Source organism: Ferrovibrio sp., from assembly GCF_029255545.1.
Lineage (GTDB): Bacteria > Pseudomonadota > Alphaproteobacteria > Ferrovibrionales > Ferrovibrionaceae > Ferrovibrio.
The window spans coordinates 19,608-32,476 of the sequence record NZ_JANLJJ010000056.1 but is presented as its reverse complement, the minus strand read 5'-3'; the positions used below and the strand labels follow the sequence as shown (position 1 = coordinate 32,476).

11 protein-coding genes and 1 pseudogene are annotated in these 12,869 nt (G+C 64.1%); 3 read left to right on the top strand and 9 right to left on the bottom strand.

The window, feature by feature from the left end:
• From Q1J79_RS11540 to Q1J79_RS11525, 4 genes and pseudogenes are all read right to left on the bottom strand, one after another.
• Window positions 1-303 (bottom strand): annotated as a pseudogene (locus Q1J79_RS11540) (hypothetical protein); the annotation flags it as partial.
• A 52-nt stretch (window positions 304-355) separates the two neighbouring features.
• Complete coding sequence (gene sucD, locus Q1J79_RS11535) at window positions 356-1,234, bottom strand: succinate--CoA ligase subunit alpha (protein ID WP_300300391.1); 879 nt, start codon at window positions 1,232-1,234, stop codon at window positions 356-358.
• Window position 1,235: 1 nt separating this feature from the next.
• The gene (gene sucC, locus Q1J79_RS11530) at window positions 1,236-2,405 is read right to left on the bottom strand and encodes an ADP-forming succinate--CoA ligase subunit beta (protein WP_300300389.1); all 1,170 of its coding nucleotides are present in this window, start codon (window positions 2,403-2,405) and stop codon (window positions 1,236-1,238) included.
• Between the two features lie 203 nt (window positions 2,406-2,608).
• Entirely contained in the window at window positions 2,609-3,286 is a 678-nt protein-coding gene (locus tag Q1J79_RS11525) for an outer membrane lipoprotein carrier protein LolA (RefSeq protein ID WP_300300388.1), read from the bottom strand.
• 79 nt (window positions 3,287-3,365) lie between these two features.
• Between Q1J79_RS11525 and Q1J79_RS11520 the strand changes: the two genes are divergently transcribed.
• On the top strand, window positions 3,366-3,707 hold the full coding sequence (locus tag Q1J79_RS11520) for a heavy metal-binding domain-containing protein (protein WP_300300386.1): 342 nt from the start codon (window positions 3,366-3,368) through the stop codon (window positions 3,705-3,707).
• Window positions 3,708-3,759: 52 nt separating this feature from the next.
• On the top strand, window positions 3,760-4,722 hold the full coding sequence (locus tag Q1J79_RS11515) for an alpha/beta fold hydrolase (protein WP_300300384.1): 963 nt from the start codon (window positions 3,760-3,762) through the stop codon (window positions 4,720-4,722).
• A gap of 2 nt (window positions 4,723-4,724) precedes the next feature.
• Here Q1J79_RS11515 and fghA read toward each other — a convergent pair whose 3' ends face one another.
• The 4 genes from fghA to Q1J79_RS11495 form a co-directional block, all read right to left on the bottom strand.
• Complete coding sequence (gene fghA / locus Q1J79_RS11510; protein ID WP_300300382.1) at window positions 4,725-5,567, bottom strand: S-formylglutathione hydrolase; 843 nt, start codon at window positions 5,565-5,567, stop codon at window positions 4,725-4,727.
• The gene (locus Q1J79_RS11505) at window positions 5,567-6,679 is read right to left on the bottom strand and encodes an S-(hydroxymethyl)glutathione dehydrogenase/class III alcohol dehydrogenase (RefSeq protein WP_300300379.1); all 1,113 of its coding nucleotides are present in this window, start codon (window positions 6,677-6,679) and stop codon (window positions 5,567-5,569) included. Before Q1J79_RS11505 ends, fghA begins: the two co-directional genes overlap by 1 nt.
• Before the next feature lie 153 nt (window positions 6,680-6,832).
• Window positions 6,833-9,340 (bottom strand): DNA translocase FtsK, encoded by a 2,508-nt coding sequence (locus Q1J79_RS11500; RefSeq protein ID WP_300300376.1) that lies wholly within the window; start codon window positions 9,338-9,340, stop codon window positions 6,833-6,835.
• 93 nt (window positions 9,341-9,433) lie between these two features.
• Window positions 9,434-10,654: an aminotransferase class I/II-fold pyridoxal phosphate-dependent enzyme gene (locus tag Q1J79_RS11495; protein WP_300300373.1), complete on the bottom strand. Its 1,221-nt coding sequence runs from the start codon at window positions 10,652-10,654 to the stop codon at window positions 9,434-9,436.
• 162 nt (window positions 10,655-10,816) lie between these two features.
• On the opposite strand from Q1J79_RS11495, the gene Q1J79_RS11490 reads away from it, so the two are divergent.
• Window positions 10,817-11,005 (top strand): hypothetical protein, encoded by a 189-nt coding sequence (locus Q1J79_RS11490; protein WP_300300370.1) that lies wholly within the window; start codon window positions 10,817-10,819, stop codon window positions 11,003-11,005.
• Here the strand turns inward: Q1J79_RS11490 and Q1J79_RS11485 are convergent.
• On the bottom strand, window positions 11,002-12,869 hold a 1,868-nt coding region (locus tag Q1J79_RS11485; RefSeq protein ID WP_300300368.1), incomplete at its 5' end, for a mechanosensitive ion channel domain-containing protein. The two genes, Q1J79_RS11490 and Q1J79_RS11485, sit on opposite strands and share 4 nt — an antisense overlap.

Here is a 12,869-nt window from a genome sequence, read left to right as displayed (position 1 = left end):
AATCAGCATCGCGGCGCGGATGGTATCGAGCGCCGCCGCGCGGGCGTCGGCCGCCTTGGCCGCCTTGCCCTGCGTGCCGAGCAGGCCCTCGTCGTCCAGCTGGACCAGCGCGGAAGCCGGTGCCCAGCTCGGACGGCTCAGGGCCTGTTTCGGCTGGCTGAAATCGTCGCCGAGCGCTTCGAAGAACTGCTTCCAGGAAGCGTCGACGCTGTCGGGATTGGCAACGTACTTGGCATACAGCTCCTCGACGAAGGTGCTGTTGCCACCGTAGAGGAACTGCGTGCGTTCAAGCTGCGCCGTCATTGATGTCGTGTGGCGCCGCTTGTTGGCCGGCGCCGCCCTCTTGTGATTCCTGTTACTTCCCGTTCAACAGATCAACCAGGGTGGTGCCGAGCGCGGCCGGGCTATCCGATACACGGATGCCGGCGGAGCGCATAGCCTCCAGCTTGGTATTCGCGTCGCCCTTGCCGCCCGAGATGATCGCGCCGGCATGTCCCATGCGACGACCCGGAGGGGCGGTGCGGCCGGCGATGAAACCGACGGTCGGCTTCTTCACCTTCGAGGCCTTGAGAAACTCGGCGGCTTCTTCCTCGGCGCTGCCGCCGATCTCGCCGATCATGATGATGCACTCGGTTTCCTTGTCGCCGAGGAACAGGTCGAGCGCATCGATAAAGTTGGTGCCGTTGACCGGATCGCCGCCGATGCCGATACAGGTGGTCTGGCCAAGGCCGGCCGCCGTGGTCTGCGCCACCGCTTCATAGGTCAGCGTGCCGGAACGCGACACGATGCCGACCTTGCCGCGGCGATGGATGTGGCCCGGCATGATGCCGATCTTGCACTCGCCCGGAGTAATGATGCCGGGGCAGTTCGGACCGATCAGGCGGGTCTTGGAGCCGCTCAGCGCGCGCTTGACCTTGACCATGTCGAGCACCGGAATGCCTTCGGTGATGCAGACCACCAGCGGAATTTCGGCATCAATGGCTTCCAGAATCGAGTCGGCCGCGAACGGCGGCGGCACGTAGATCACCGAGGCATTGGCGCCGGTCTTCTCGACCGCGTCGGCAACCGTGTTAAACACCGGCAGGCCGATATGAGTCGTGCCGCCCTTGCCCGGGGTCACGCCGCCAACCATCTTGGTGCCGTAAGCGATCGCCTGCTCGGAATGGAAGGTGCCCTGGCTGCCGGTGATGCCCTGGCAGATGACCTTGGTATCCTTGTTGACCAGAACAGCCATTTTACTTGGCTCCCTTCACGGCCTTCACCACCTTGTCGGCAGCGTCGGCAAGATTGTCGGCAGAGATGATCGGCAGGCCGCTCTCGGCCATAATCTTCTTACCCAGATCGACATTGGTGCCTTCCAGGCGAACCACCAGCGGCACGGCCAGCTTGACCTCGCGGGCCGCCGCCACCACGCCCTCGGCGATGATGTCGCAGCGCATGATGCCGCCGAAGATGTTGACCAGGATGCCCTTCACGTTCTTGTCGCCAAGAATGATCTTGAAGGCCGCGGTGACGCGTTCCTTGGTGGCGCCGCCGCCGACATCGAGGAAGTTGGCCGGCTCGGAGCCGTACAGCTTGATGATATCCATGGTGGCCATGGCCAGGCCGGCGCCGTTGACCATGCAGCCGATCTCGCCGTCCAGCTTGACGTAGTTGAGCGACCACTTGGCGGCTTCCAGCTCGGAGGCATCCTCCTCGTCCGGATCGCGCATGTCCTCGACATCCTTGTGCCGGTACAGCGCGTTGTCGTCGAAGTTCATCTTGGCATCCAGCGCGATCAGGTCGCCGGCGCCGGTGACGACCAGCGGGTTGATCTCGACAATGGAGGCATCGAGGCCGACGAAAGCCTCATACATCGCGGTCATGAACTTCACCGCCGACTGCACCTGCTTGCCTTCCAGGCCCAGACCAAAGGCGATCTTGCGGGCATGGTAGGGCTGCAGGCCGGTGGCCGGATCAATGGCAACCTTGAGAATCTTCTCGGGATGCGAAGCGGCAACCTCTTCGATCTCCATGCCGCCCTCGGTCGAGGCCATCACGGTGATGCGCGAGGTGGCGCGGTCGACCAGGAAGCTCAGATAGAGCTCACGCTTGATGTCGCAGCCTTCCTCGATATAGAGGCGCTTGACCAGCTTGCCCTCGGGCCCGGTCTGGTGGGTCACCAGGGTCATGCCCAGGATGTTCTTGGCATTTTCGGCAACGCCATCGAGCGACTTCACCACCTTGACGCCACCGGCCTTGCCTCGGCCGCCGGCATGGATCTGGGCCTTCACCACCCAGATCGGGCCACCGAGCTGACGGGCCACGGTGACGGCCTCGTCGGGCGAGAACGCCACGCCGCCACGCGGCACGGCGACACCGTATTTCGCGAGCAGGCTTTTAGCCTGGTATTCATGGATATTCATGCTGACCTACGGGTTTTCGGACCGGTAGCGGATGCCACGGTATATATGATTGCCGTTCGGGGCCGAGGTTATAGCAGCCTTCGGAAGGGCCGCAACCTTTGCCCCGGGCCTAATCCGGGTTTTACGACGAAAGTTCACGGACTTGCGCGTTACGAGTCGGTAATTACCGGTAAAAATTGTGATTTGCGGCAAATTACCAGGCGTCAGCGCCGTTGCTGCAGCACGCGCTCCGACGGTGGCCGGTCGCCATAACTGAACAGCCGGGTGTTGAGCTGTGGATTGAAATCGATCTGGCTGAGCGTAATGGCCGTGACCTTGCCCTGGGCATCGGTCACGGTCCAGCCGGCAAATTCCAGCGGCTTGTCGCCGAACACCAGGGTCAGCGAACCCTCCTTCGGCCGGTCCGGCGCAAACAGCGTGACGCGCAGGATGGCGGCGCCGCGCTCGACCTTGGCGATGCCCACGCTGTCGTCGAATTTCACCTGCTCGCGCAGCAAAAGGTCGAGCGGCGTCGCACCGAGCGGAATGCGCTCCACTGATTTCAGCTCGCGGTCTTCCATGATGATGTAGGCGCCGTCGGAAACGATCAGCATCGGCACCGGCGGATCGAACTCGAAGCGGAAACGGCCAGGGCGACTGAGATAGATCTTGCCTTCCGCAGCATCGCCTTCCGGCCCGACCTGCAGGAAACGGCCCTGCATGGTCCGCACCTGGTTGAAATAGCCGGCAATACGCTCCAGATCGGCGCGATCCTGCTGGGTCAGCTTGGCGCTGGCCGAGGGCGCGGCAGCATAAGCCGTGGCCAGCGTCACTTTCGCGGCGGCGGCCGTGACGGCCATGGCAAGCAGGAAACGGCGGCGGCTGGTGGCGGTCTGTTCCATGGCTGTCAGGGGTAGCGGCGGGCGATGGCGAAATCAAGGCAGGCGGCCTAATCTTCCATGACCAAGCAGGGAGCAAGCCATGATCCTGACCAGCACCGACAGCGTGGACGGCAAGACGATCACCGCCTATCTCGGCATCGTTGCCGGCGAGGCCGTGATGGGGACCAACGTGTTCCGCGATTTCTTCGCCGGCATCACCGATATCCTGGGCGGCCGATCGGGCTCCTATGAAAAGGAGCTGCGCAAAGCCAAGGCCCTGGCGCTGGAGAGCCTGGTTGAGGAAGCCAAAGCGCTGGGTGCCGATGCCGTGGTGGGCATGGACCTGGATTACCAGCAGATCGGCGGCAACGACCGCCAGATGCTGATGGTGGCAGCCAGCGGTACGGCCGTGAAACTCGGGCAGCCACAAAAATCCACTTGAAATAGAACGATCGTTCGCTATTCTGGCCCGACCTCTCCGGAAAGGATAGCCCATGTCCCAGAAGCATCTCGCCAAAACTAAAAATAGCACGAACATTCGAACTATTATTAGTTTCCTGGCTATACGCAGCCTGATCCGCGCCGGATTCGTCGTCACGCCTGGCTGGGCCGCCCGCCGAGCTGCCACCCTGTTCCTGGCGTCCCAGCGCCGGCCGGCCGGACCACGGCCGCAACCGGCCAGCCATGCTACGCCCTTTGCGGTGGATGGCCCGGTCGGGCCGGTGGCGGCCTGGAGTTATGGTCGGACCGGCGATCCCGCCGTGCTGCTGGTGCATGGCTGGGAAGACGATCATCTGAGCTGGGCTCCGCTGGTCGACCGGCTGGTGGCGAAAAGCTATCGCGTGCTCAGCCTCGACCTGCCCGGCCATGGCCGCTCACCGGCGCGATCCCGCCATGGCCGGGCCACGCCGATCCCCGTGCTGGCCGCGGCCATCGCCGCCGTGGCCCGCGAGGCCGTGGCCATCGGTGCCTTGCCTGAAAACGGAAAATTCGAGGCGGTGATCGCCCATTCGCTCGGCGGCACCGCCACGCTGATCGCCGCTACCGAAATGGGCCTGGCCGCCGACCGCTTCGCTATCCTGGCGGCACCGAATCATCCACGTCTGTTCGCCAGCGCGCTGATGCAGATGCTGAAACTCACCCGCGCCCAGGTGGAGCAAGTCTATGCCGCCATCGAGCAGATCATCGGCCGCAGCATGGATTCGCTTTACCTGCCGCCCAAGCTGCGCGATCTCGACGCCGCCGGCCTGATCCTGCACAGCCGCGACGATCGCACCGTGCCGCTGAAACACAGCCAGGAGAATGCCGCCGGCTGGCCGCGCGCCGAATTCCGCATCCTCGACGGCTTGGGCCACCGCAAGCTGGTCAGCGACAACGACGTGCAGGCCATGCTGCTGCATTTCGTGAAATCGGAAGCGCCGGCCGATGCCTATGGCCTGCGGCCCGATGCGGCGTGACTTCAGCGCTTCAACTGCGCGGCATGATGGGCGATATGCTCACCGATGAAGCTGGCGATGAAATAATAGCTGTGATCGTAGCCATGCTGCAGCCTCAGGGTGATTGGAATGCCGACACGGCTGCAGGCATCGGCCAGGAGATGTGGCTTGAGCTGGGTTTCAAGAAACTCATCGGCACTGCCCTGGTCGACCAGCACCGGGCGGCGCCAGTCGGTTGAGGCCGCCAGCGCGGTGGCGTCATAGGCCGCCCAGCCGGCGCGGTCGGGGCCGAGATAACCGGTAAAGGCCTTTTCGCCCCAAGGCACCCGGCTGGGCGCTACGATCGGCGCGAAAGCCGAGACCGATCGGTATTGCTGCGGGTTGCGGAAGGCGCAAACCAGCGCGCCATGGCCGCCCATGGAATGGCCGAAAATGCCACTGCGCGCCGGATCGGCGGCGAAATGCCCCGCCACCAGCACCGGCAGTTCGACGGAGACATAGCTGTACATGCGGTAATGTCGCGACCATGGTGCCTGGGTGGCATCGACATAGAATCCGGCGCCGGAACCGAAATCGTAAGCTTCGCTTTCGCCGGGGAGATTGACACCGCGTGGACTGGTATCGGGCGCCACCAGGATCAGGCCGTGCTCGGCGGCATAGCGCTGGGCGCCGGCCTTGGCCGTCATGTTTTCCCAGGTGCAGGTCAAGCCGGACAGGTAATACAACACCGGCAGGCGGGCATTCTTCTCGGTCGCCTGCGGCGGTAGGTAGACGGCGAATTCCATCGCGCATCCGAGCACGGCCGAGCGATGCCGCCAGACCTCCTGGCGACCGCCGAAGCAGGCCCAGCTTTTGATCCGCTCCATCAGAAAGTGACCACCGAACGGATCGACTTGCCCTCGTGCATCAGGTCGAAGGCGTGGTTGATCTGTTCCAGCGGCATCACATGGGTGATCAGGTCGTCGATGTTGATCTTGCCGTCCATGTACCAGTCGACGATCTGCGGCACATCGCTGCGTCCGCGGGCGCCGCCGAAGGCCGAGCCCTTCCAGACGCGGCCGGTGACCAGCTGGAACGGCCGGGTGGAGATTTCGGCGCCCGAGGGCGCCACGCCGATGATGATCGATTCGCCCCAGCCCTTGTGACAGCATTCCAGCGCCTGTCGCATGGTCTTGGGGTTGCCGATGCATTCGAAACTGAAATCGGCGCCACCCTTGGTCAGCTCAACCAGATGCGGCACCAACTCGTCATCCTTCATGTCTTTCGGATTGACGAAATGCGTCATGCCAAATTTCTCGGCCATCGCCTGGCGCGCCGGATTGATATCGACGCCGATGATGCGGTTGGCACCGACCATGCGGGCGCCCTGGATCACGTTGAGACCGATGCCGCCGAGGCCGAAGACCACCACATTTGCCCCGGCCTGCACCTTGGCGGTATAGACCACCGCGCCGATGCCGGTGGTGACGCCGCAGCCGATATAGCAGACCTTTTCGAAGGGCGCATCTTCGCGGATCCTGGCCACCGCGATCTCGGGCAGCACGGTGTAGTTGGCGAAGGTCGAGGTGCCCATATAGTGATAGACCGGCTCGCCATGGCATGTGAAGCGGCTGGTGCCGTCGGGCATCAGGCCCTGGCCCTGCGTGATGCGGATCGACTGGCAGAGATTAGTCTTGCGGCTGAGGCAATAATCGCATTGCCGGCATTCCGGCGTGTAGAGCGGAATGACGTGATCGCCTTTCTTCACACTGGTGACGCCGGGGCCGATATCGACCACCACGCCGGCGCCCTCGTGGCCGAGAATACAGGGGAATTTGCCTTCGGAGTCGAGGCCGGACAGCGTATAGGCATCGGTATGGCAGACGCCGGTAGCCTTGATCTCGACCAGCACTTCGCCGGCGCGCGGGCCACCCAGCTTCACCGTCTCGATGCTCAGCGGCTTCTTGGCTTCGAATGCGACAGCGGCGCGCACATCCATGACGGTTCTCCTGCGGCGTGATTAGCCGGTGGAGCATAAGGGCCGGCGGGATGCAAGGGGAAGCCCTGCTTCTGATCGCAGCGAAAAAGAAAAAGCCCGACCCAGGAAAAATCCTGCGGCCGGGCTTTATGCAAACTTGGATCGCGCGGGCGTTTATTCCGCCGCCTCGATGTTACGGGCCAGCACTTCGCGCTTGCCAACATGGTTGGCGGCGCCGACCACGCCTTCCTTCTCCATGCGCTCCATGATGCGGGCGGCGCGGTTATAGCCGATCTGCAGATGGCGCTGGATGAACGACGTGCTGGCCTTGCGTTCGCGGCAGACCAGGGCCACGGCCTGGTCGTAGAGATTGTCTTCCTCGCCGCCCTCGCCGCCGGAGCCCGGCATGCCGAACTTGCCGCCATCAAGATCGGCGGTGACCGCCTCGACATAGACCGGCTCGGCCTGGTCTTTCAGCATCTTCACCACGCGCTCGACTTCCTCGTCCGAGACGAAGGGGCCATGCACGCGGCTGATGCGGCCGGCACCGGGCATGAACAGCATGTCGCCCATACCCAGCAATTGTTCGGCGCCCTGCTCGCCCAGGATGGTTCGGCTGTCGATCTTCGATGTCACCTGGAAGGAGATGCGGGTCGGGAAATTGGCCTTGATCGTGCCGGTGATGACATCGACCGACGGGCGCTGCGTGGCCATGATCAGGTGAATGCCGGCGGCGCGCGCCATCTGGGCCAGGCGCTGGATCGCTGCCTCGATATCCTTGCCGGCGACCAGCATCAGGTCGGCCAGTTCGTCGACGATCACCACGATGAAAGGCAGCGGATTGAGATCGATCGGCCGCTCTTCGTAGACCGGCTTTCCAGCCTCGTCGAAGCCGGTCTGCACCGTGCGTCCAAGCTTCTCGTCCTTGGCGCGGGCCTGGGCGAGGCGCTCGTTATAGCTGGCGATATTGCGCACGCCGAGTTCCGACATCTTGCGATAACGGTCCTCCATCTCGCGCACGGTCCATTTCAGTGCCACCACCGCTTTGCCCGGCTCGGTCACCACCGGCGCCAGCAGATGCGGGATGCCGTCATAGACCGAAAGCTCCAGCATCTTCGGGTCGACCATGATGAAACGGCACTGGTCGGGCGTGAGCTTGTAGAGCAGCGACAGGATCATGGTGTTGATCGCCACCGACTTACCCGAACCCGTGGTGCCGGCGACCAGCAGATGCGGCATCTTGGTCAGGTCGGCGATGATCGCCGAGCCACCGATATCCTTGCCCAGCGCCAGACCGAGCTTGGTCGACGGCGCCTCGAATTCGGCCGAGGCCAGCAGTTCGCGCAGGTAAACCGTCTCGCGCTTGGCATTGGGCAGTTCGATGCCGATGGCGTTGCGGCCGGGGATCACGGCAACGCGGGCCGACAGCGCGCTCATCGAGCGGGCAATGTCGTCGGACAGGCCAATCACGCGGCTGGATTTGGTGCCGGGCGCGGGTTCGAGCTCATACAGCGTCACCACTGGGCCGGGGCGCACCTTGGTGATCTCGCCCTGCACGCCGAATTCGTTCAGCACGGATTCCAGCATGCGGGCATTCTGCTCCAGCGCATCCTCGTTGATCTTCTCGCGCGCGCTGTCGGCCGGCGGCGGCTTGAGCAGCGACAACTCGGGCAATTCGAAATCGCCGGCATCGCCCAGATTGAGCGTGGTCTGCGCCTCGCGCGCCATGCGGCTGCCCGTCCGGGGCTTCTCGATGCGGCGCGTGACCCGGCCTTCATCGGCCTTCCTGGCCGAGGGCAGACGCGGCATGTCTTCGTCGTCGTCTTCGTCGATCTCGTCGTCCAGATCCTCCGGATCGACATAATCATCCTCGGCAGCGGCGCGGGTCCTGGCCTTGCCGAAGCTGGGTTCGGCCTTGTGGATCACCGGCTTGTCATCATCGCCGCCGCGGCTGAAAAATCCCTTCAGGCGGCCGAAGAAACCGCCCACCACTTCGGGAGCGTCTTGACCAGTCCGCATGGCGGCCTTGCCGCCACGATAGAGGCCCTGGGCCGCAAGCCCGGTGGCGGCGGCGGCGCCGAAGCCCAGGCCGGCACCCATGCGGCGCCATTCGCTGGAGCTTAGGCCCGAGGCGAAATAAAAACAGAGCACGGCAAAGGCGAAGCACAGGATCGCCGGCAGCACGGCCGACATCGGCAGGCCGAACGAGACGCCCAGCGGCACGAGCTGATGGTAGAGGATGTAGTCGCCGACCACGCCGCCCAGGCCGGCGCGCAGGCTCCAGGTGGCCGGCACCGGCAACGCGGCAGCGAAGCAGGCGAACAGGATGAGGGTGAGCGGCACCAGCGCCACGTTCAGCCACCAGCGCGGCAGGCCGCGATGCGACACGATGCGAAAACCCCAGGAGGCCAGCAGCAGCACGAACAGCCAGGCCGACAGGCCCAGCGTCTGCAGCAGCACATCGGAGACATAGGCACCGGGCAGGCCGAGCCAGTTCTTCGGCGCTAGCGGGGTGGCGTGATTGAAATTCGGGTCGGCCGGATCGAAGGTGGCCAGCGCCAGGGCCAGCAGGAAGCCGACCCCCAGGATCAATACGCCGCCACCTTCCCGCGCCCGCAGGCGCAGGAATTCATCGAACCCCTCGGGGAAGAAAGACCGCTTCTTCTTCGATCTGGCAGCCATACCGTTCCTCGCACTCTGAAATCACGCGACCCGTTAACCATACTGGCAGGAAAAACGCCGCCGGTCCGGGCCGATTCGCCCCAGCCTGAGGATTTAACCCCCCAGAACGTTACCGATTCGTTGAAGCGCGCTGCGGGTGGTCTCCAGATCGGCCACCAGGGCGATCCTCAAATAGGTTTTTCCAGCCTTTTCCCCGCCGTTTTCCGGGCGGGTCAGATAATTGCCCGGCAGGGTGCGGATGCCGGCCTCGCGCCACAGTTTCAGCGCCATGGCCTCGGGGTCGCCCACATCGAGCCAGAGATAGAAGCCACCGGCCGGGCGGAAAAAGCCGAACCGGTTGCCCAGCACGTTCTGCGCCATGTCGAATTTCTGGCGGTAGAGCGCCCGGTTATGCTCGACATGGGCCTCGTCTCGCCACAGCGCCGCCGAGGCGGCAGCCACCGGCATCATCATGCCGGTGCAGCCATAGTTGCGCAGCTTGATGAAGGCCCTGGTGACCTCGGCATCGCCAGTGCAGAAACCCGAGCGCAGCCCAGGCGCGCTTGAGCGCTTGGACAACGAATGGAAAACGATCACGTTCTTCAACGCATCCGGCCCGATCTTGCCGCCGGCCAGGTGCAGGGCGGCATCCAGGCCGCCAGGAGGCGGCACCTGATCGTAGATCTCGGCATAACATTCGTCGAAAGCCACGATGAAATCGTGCTTGCGCGACAATTCAATCAGATGGGCCAGGTATTCCACGCTGGCCACCGCACCCTGCGGGTTGGCCGGCGAGCAGATATAGACCAGCGCGGTGCGATCCAGCGTATCGGCGTCCAGCGTGCGGAAATCGGGCAGAAAACCGTTCTCCGCCAGCGCCGGCATGAAATACGGCTCGGCGCCAGCGGCGACGGCGGCGCCAACATAGGTCTGGTAGAAAGGATTGGGCATCAGCACCAAGGGGCGCTCGCCCTTTTTGCCTTTCTTCTCGGGCACCACCACGCTGGCGATCATGTACAGGCCTTCGCGTGTGCCAGTCAGCGCCACGATCTGCGTTTCGGGCTCGATCAGGCCGGCAGGCAGGTTATAGCGCCGCGTGACCCAGTCGGCGCAGGCCGACCGGAATTCCGGCGTGCCGTTGATGGTGGGATAGCGGTTCAGGATGCTCAGATCCGCCGTCATCTGCTCGATCACCATGGGTGGCAGCGGATGCTGCGGCTCGCCGATCGACAGGTTGATCGGTGTCACGCCGGCCGGCAGCGGCTCGGCATCCAGCAGGCTGCGCAGGCGGGCGAAAGGATAGTCGCTGAGGGCGTCGATACGGGGATTGAGCATGCGAATCACAAGAAAAACGGCCACGCCGGTAATGGCGAATCGGGCCGGGGAAAGGGTTGCCGGCAATCTACGGGGCCGGCACCCGGGCGGCAAGGCCATCTGCCGAAGTGGAATGACTGGCAGATCGGGACAGACAGGCCGGGACCGCGCTAGACTGTCGCCATGGACAAACGCCGCCCTTCCGCCTCCCCGGCCTGCAGCCTCGACGAGGCGCCGGATGCCTATCGCGGCTATCTGACCCCGGCCGAGATCGCCGCCGAACTGGATCGACTGCTGCCGCGCATCCGCGACGACAGACTGCATGCGGCGCTGAAGGCGATCCGCGACGGCCTGGACAAGCCCGCGCCCTAGGCCTGGTCCCCACCGGTTTCGCGCGCCAGCCGCAGCGGCGGCGCCTTGCCCTGCTTGTCGGCGCCGAAATAGATCGTCTGGTGCGGGAAGGGAATTTCAATCCCGAGCTCATCGAAACGCGCCTTGATCCGCTTGGTGAATTCACGCCGCACGTTCCACTGCTGGGCCGGCAGCGTTTTGAAGCGGAACCGCAGCACCACGGCGGAATCGGCCAGTTTGTCGACCCCCCACATCTCCAGATCGTCGAGAATACGGGCATTCCATTCCGGCTCGGCACGGAACTCAGCAGCCAGTGCCGTGATGACCTCAATCACCGCGTCGACATTCTCGCGGTAGGAAATCCCCAGATCGAACAACGCCTGGGCATAGTCGCGGGTCATGTTCTTGATCTTGGTCACTTCGCTGAACGGGATCACATGCACGATGCCCTCGGTATCGCGCAGCCGGATGGTGCGGATCGAGATATCCTCCACCACGCCGCCATTGCCGCCCAGATCGACGATATCGCCCACTGCGATGGTATCCTCGGTCAGGATGAAGATGCCGGTGATCACGTCCTTCACCAGCGTCTGGGCGCCAAAGCCGATGGCGAGGCCGACCACGCCGGCGCCAGCCAGCAGTGGCGCGATGTTGATCCCGAGTTCCGACAACACGATCAACACCGCGATCAGCCCCAATACGATGGAAACCGTACGGCGCAGCAGCGGCAGCAAGGTGCGCGCCCGGGCCGAGCGCGCGGCTGGCTGGCCATCTGCTCCGGCGCCGGTGAGATAATATTCAATGCCGGTGGCGATCACTTCCCACAAAGCCACGGTGACGAGCACCACCAGCAGTATGGTTACCACACGCGCCACGACGTTGCGGCCAGTCTCGCCAGCCAGCCAGGCCAGTGAGTCGACACCCCAGGCCTGCATGATCATGATCGCGGCCACGGCATAGAGCAGAGCGCGAATGCTCCCCAGCAACAGCGGCAGATAGCGGTTGGCGCGCTCCTCCAATCCCGGGAAACGCTGGCGTGTCTCCCTGCTGATGGCGAACAGGTGGGAAAAGCTTTTTTCGATGGCAAGTTGCGCCAGCCGCATCCCCACCAGCAGCACAACCGTCAGCACTGTGCCGCGCAGGATCAGCCGAAAGCCGCCATCGACCTCGAAAGCCCAGACGCCATAGGTGGCTGCAATATAGAGCAGGGCCAGAATATGCCAGATATCGCCGGTGCGCTGGCGCAACACGCGCCAGGCACGGCCGCGTGGCGAAACGGCCACGGTTTCGGACGGCGCCCTGTTACCGCGGATGCGGATCGCGACAGCCTGCCGTAACTGCAGCACCAGCACAGCCAGCAAGGCGGCAAAGACGAGGCCGGCGAATTTCGCGATCATGTCGACGGCATCGGGCGGTATCCGCACCCGCTCGGCGATCAGCACGGCTGCATAGCCGGAAACCGCCAGGATGGCCAGGCGCCGCAGCCAGAGCTGAGCATAGGCGCTGCTCTCCGCATCCAGCCGCAACGACATCGCATCATGGGCCAGCAGCATCTCGCCAAGCACCCGCATGCCATGGGCGACCACAAAAGCCAGCACCACGATCTGCGCCAGATCGCGCGTCAGGGCATTGGGCGCCAGCAGGGCAAGTATGCCATAGGCCGCGCCGGCGAAGACCGCGATCGGAACCAGCGCAATCAGCGCCCGCAATATTGCGAACAGTATCTGCAGGCCAAGGATCGGCGGGGTCTGGTCGCGGTCCTTGCCTGGAACATGCAAGGCCGCCAGCGGGCGCCGCATCAACAGATGCGCCCCGGCCTGCAGCAGAAGGGCAACCAGCAAAGTCGCCCCCAGCTTGAGCAGCACGTCGCTCCACACCATCCGCC

Bases quoted from the DNA above. Each gene is read 5' to 3' on its own strand.
- sucD (WP_300300391.1), bottom strand. From the start codon at position 1,234: ATGGCTGTTCTGGTCAACAAGGATACCAAGGTCATCTGCCAGGGCATC.
- sucC (WP_300300389.1), bottom strand. From the start codon at position 2,405: ATGAATATCCATGAATACCAGGCTAAAAGCCTGCTCGCGAAATACGGT.
- Q1J79_RS11525 (WP_300300388.1), bottom strand. From the start codon at position 3,286: ATGGAACAGACCGCCACCAGCCGCCGCCGTTTCCTGCTTGCCATGGCC.
- Q1J79_RS11520 (WP_300300386.1), top strand. From the start codon at position 3,366: ATGATCCTGACCAGCACCGACAGCGTGGACGGCAAGACGATCACCGCC.
- Q1J79_RS11515 (WP_300300384.1), top strand. From the start codon at position 3,760: ATGTCCCAGAAGCATCTCGCCAAAACTAAAAATAGCACGAACATTCGA.
- fghA (WP_300300382.1), bottom strand. From the start codon at position 5,567: ATGGAGCGGATCAAAAGCTGGGCCTGCTTCGGCGGTCGCCAGGAGGTC.
- Q1J79_RS11505 (WP_300300379.1), bottom strand. From the start codon at position 6,679: ATGGATGTGCGCGCCGCTGTCGCATTCGAAGCCAAGAAGCCGCTGAGC.
- Q1J79_RS11500 (WP_300300376.1), bottom strand. From the start codon at position 9,340: ATGGCTGCCAGATCGAAGAAGAAGCGGTCTTTCTTCCCCGAGGGGTTC.
- Q1J79_RS11495 (WP_300300373.1), bottom strand. From the start codon at position 10,654: ATGCTCAATCCCCGTATCGACGCCCTCAGCGACTATCCTTTCGCCCGC.
- Q1J79_RS11490 (WP_300300370.1), top strand. From the start codon at position 10,817: ATGGACAAACGCCGCCCTTCCGCCTCCCCGGCCTGCAGCCTCGACGAG.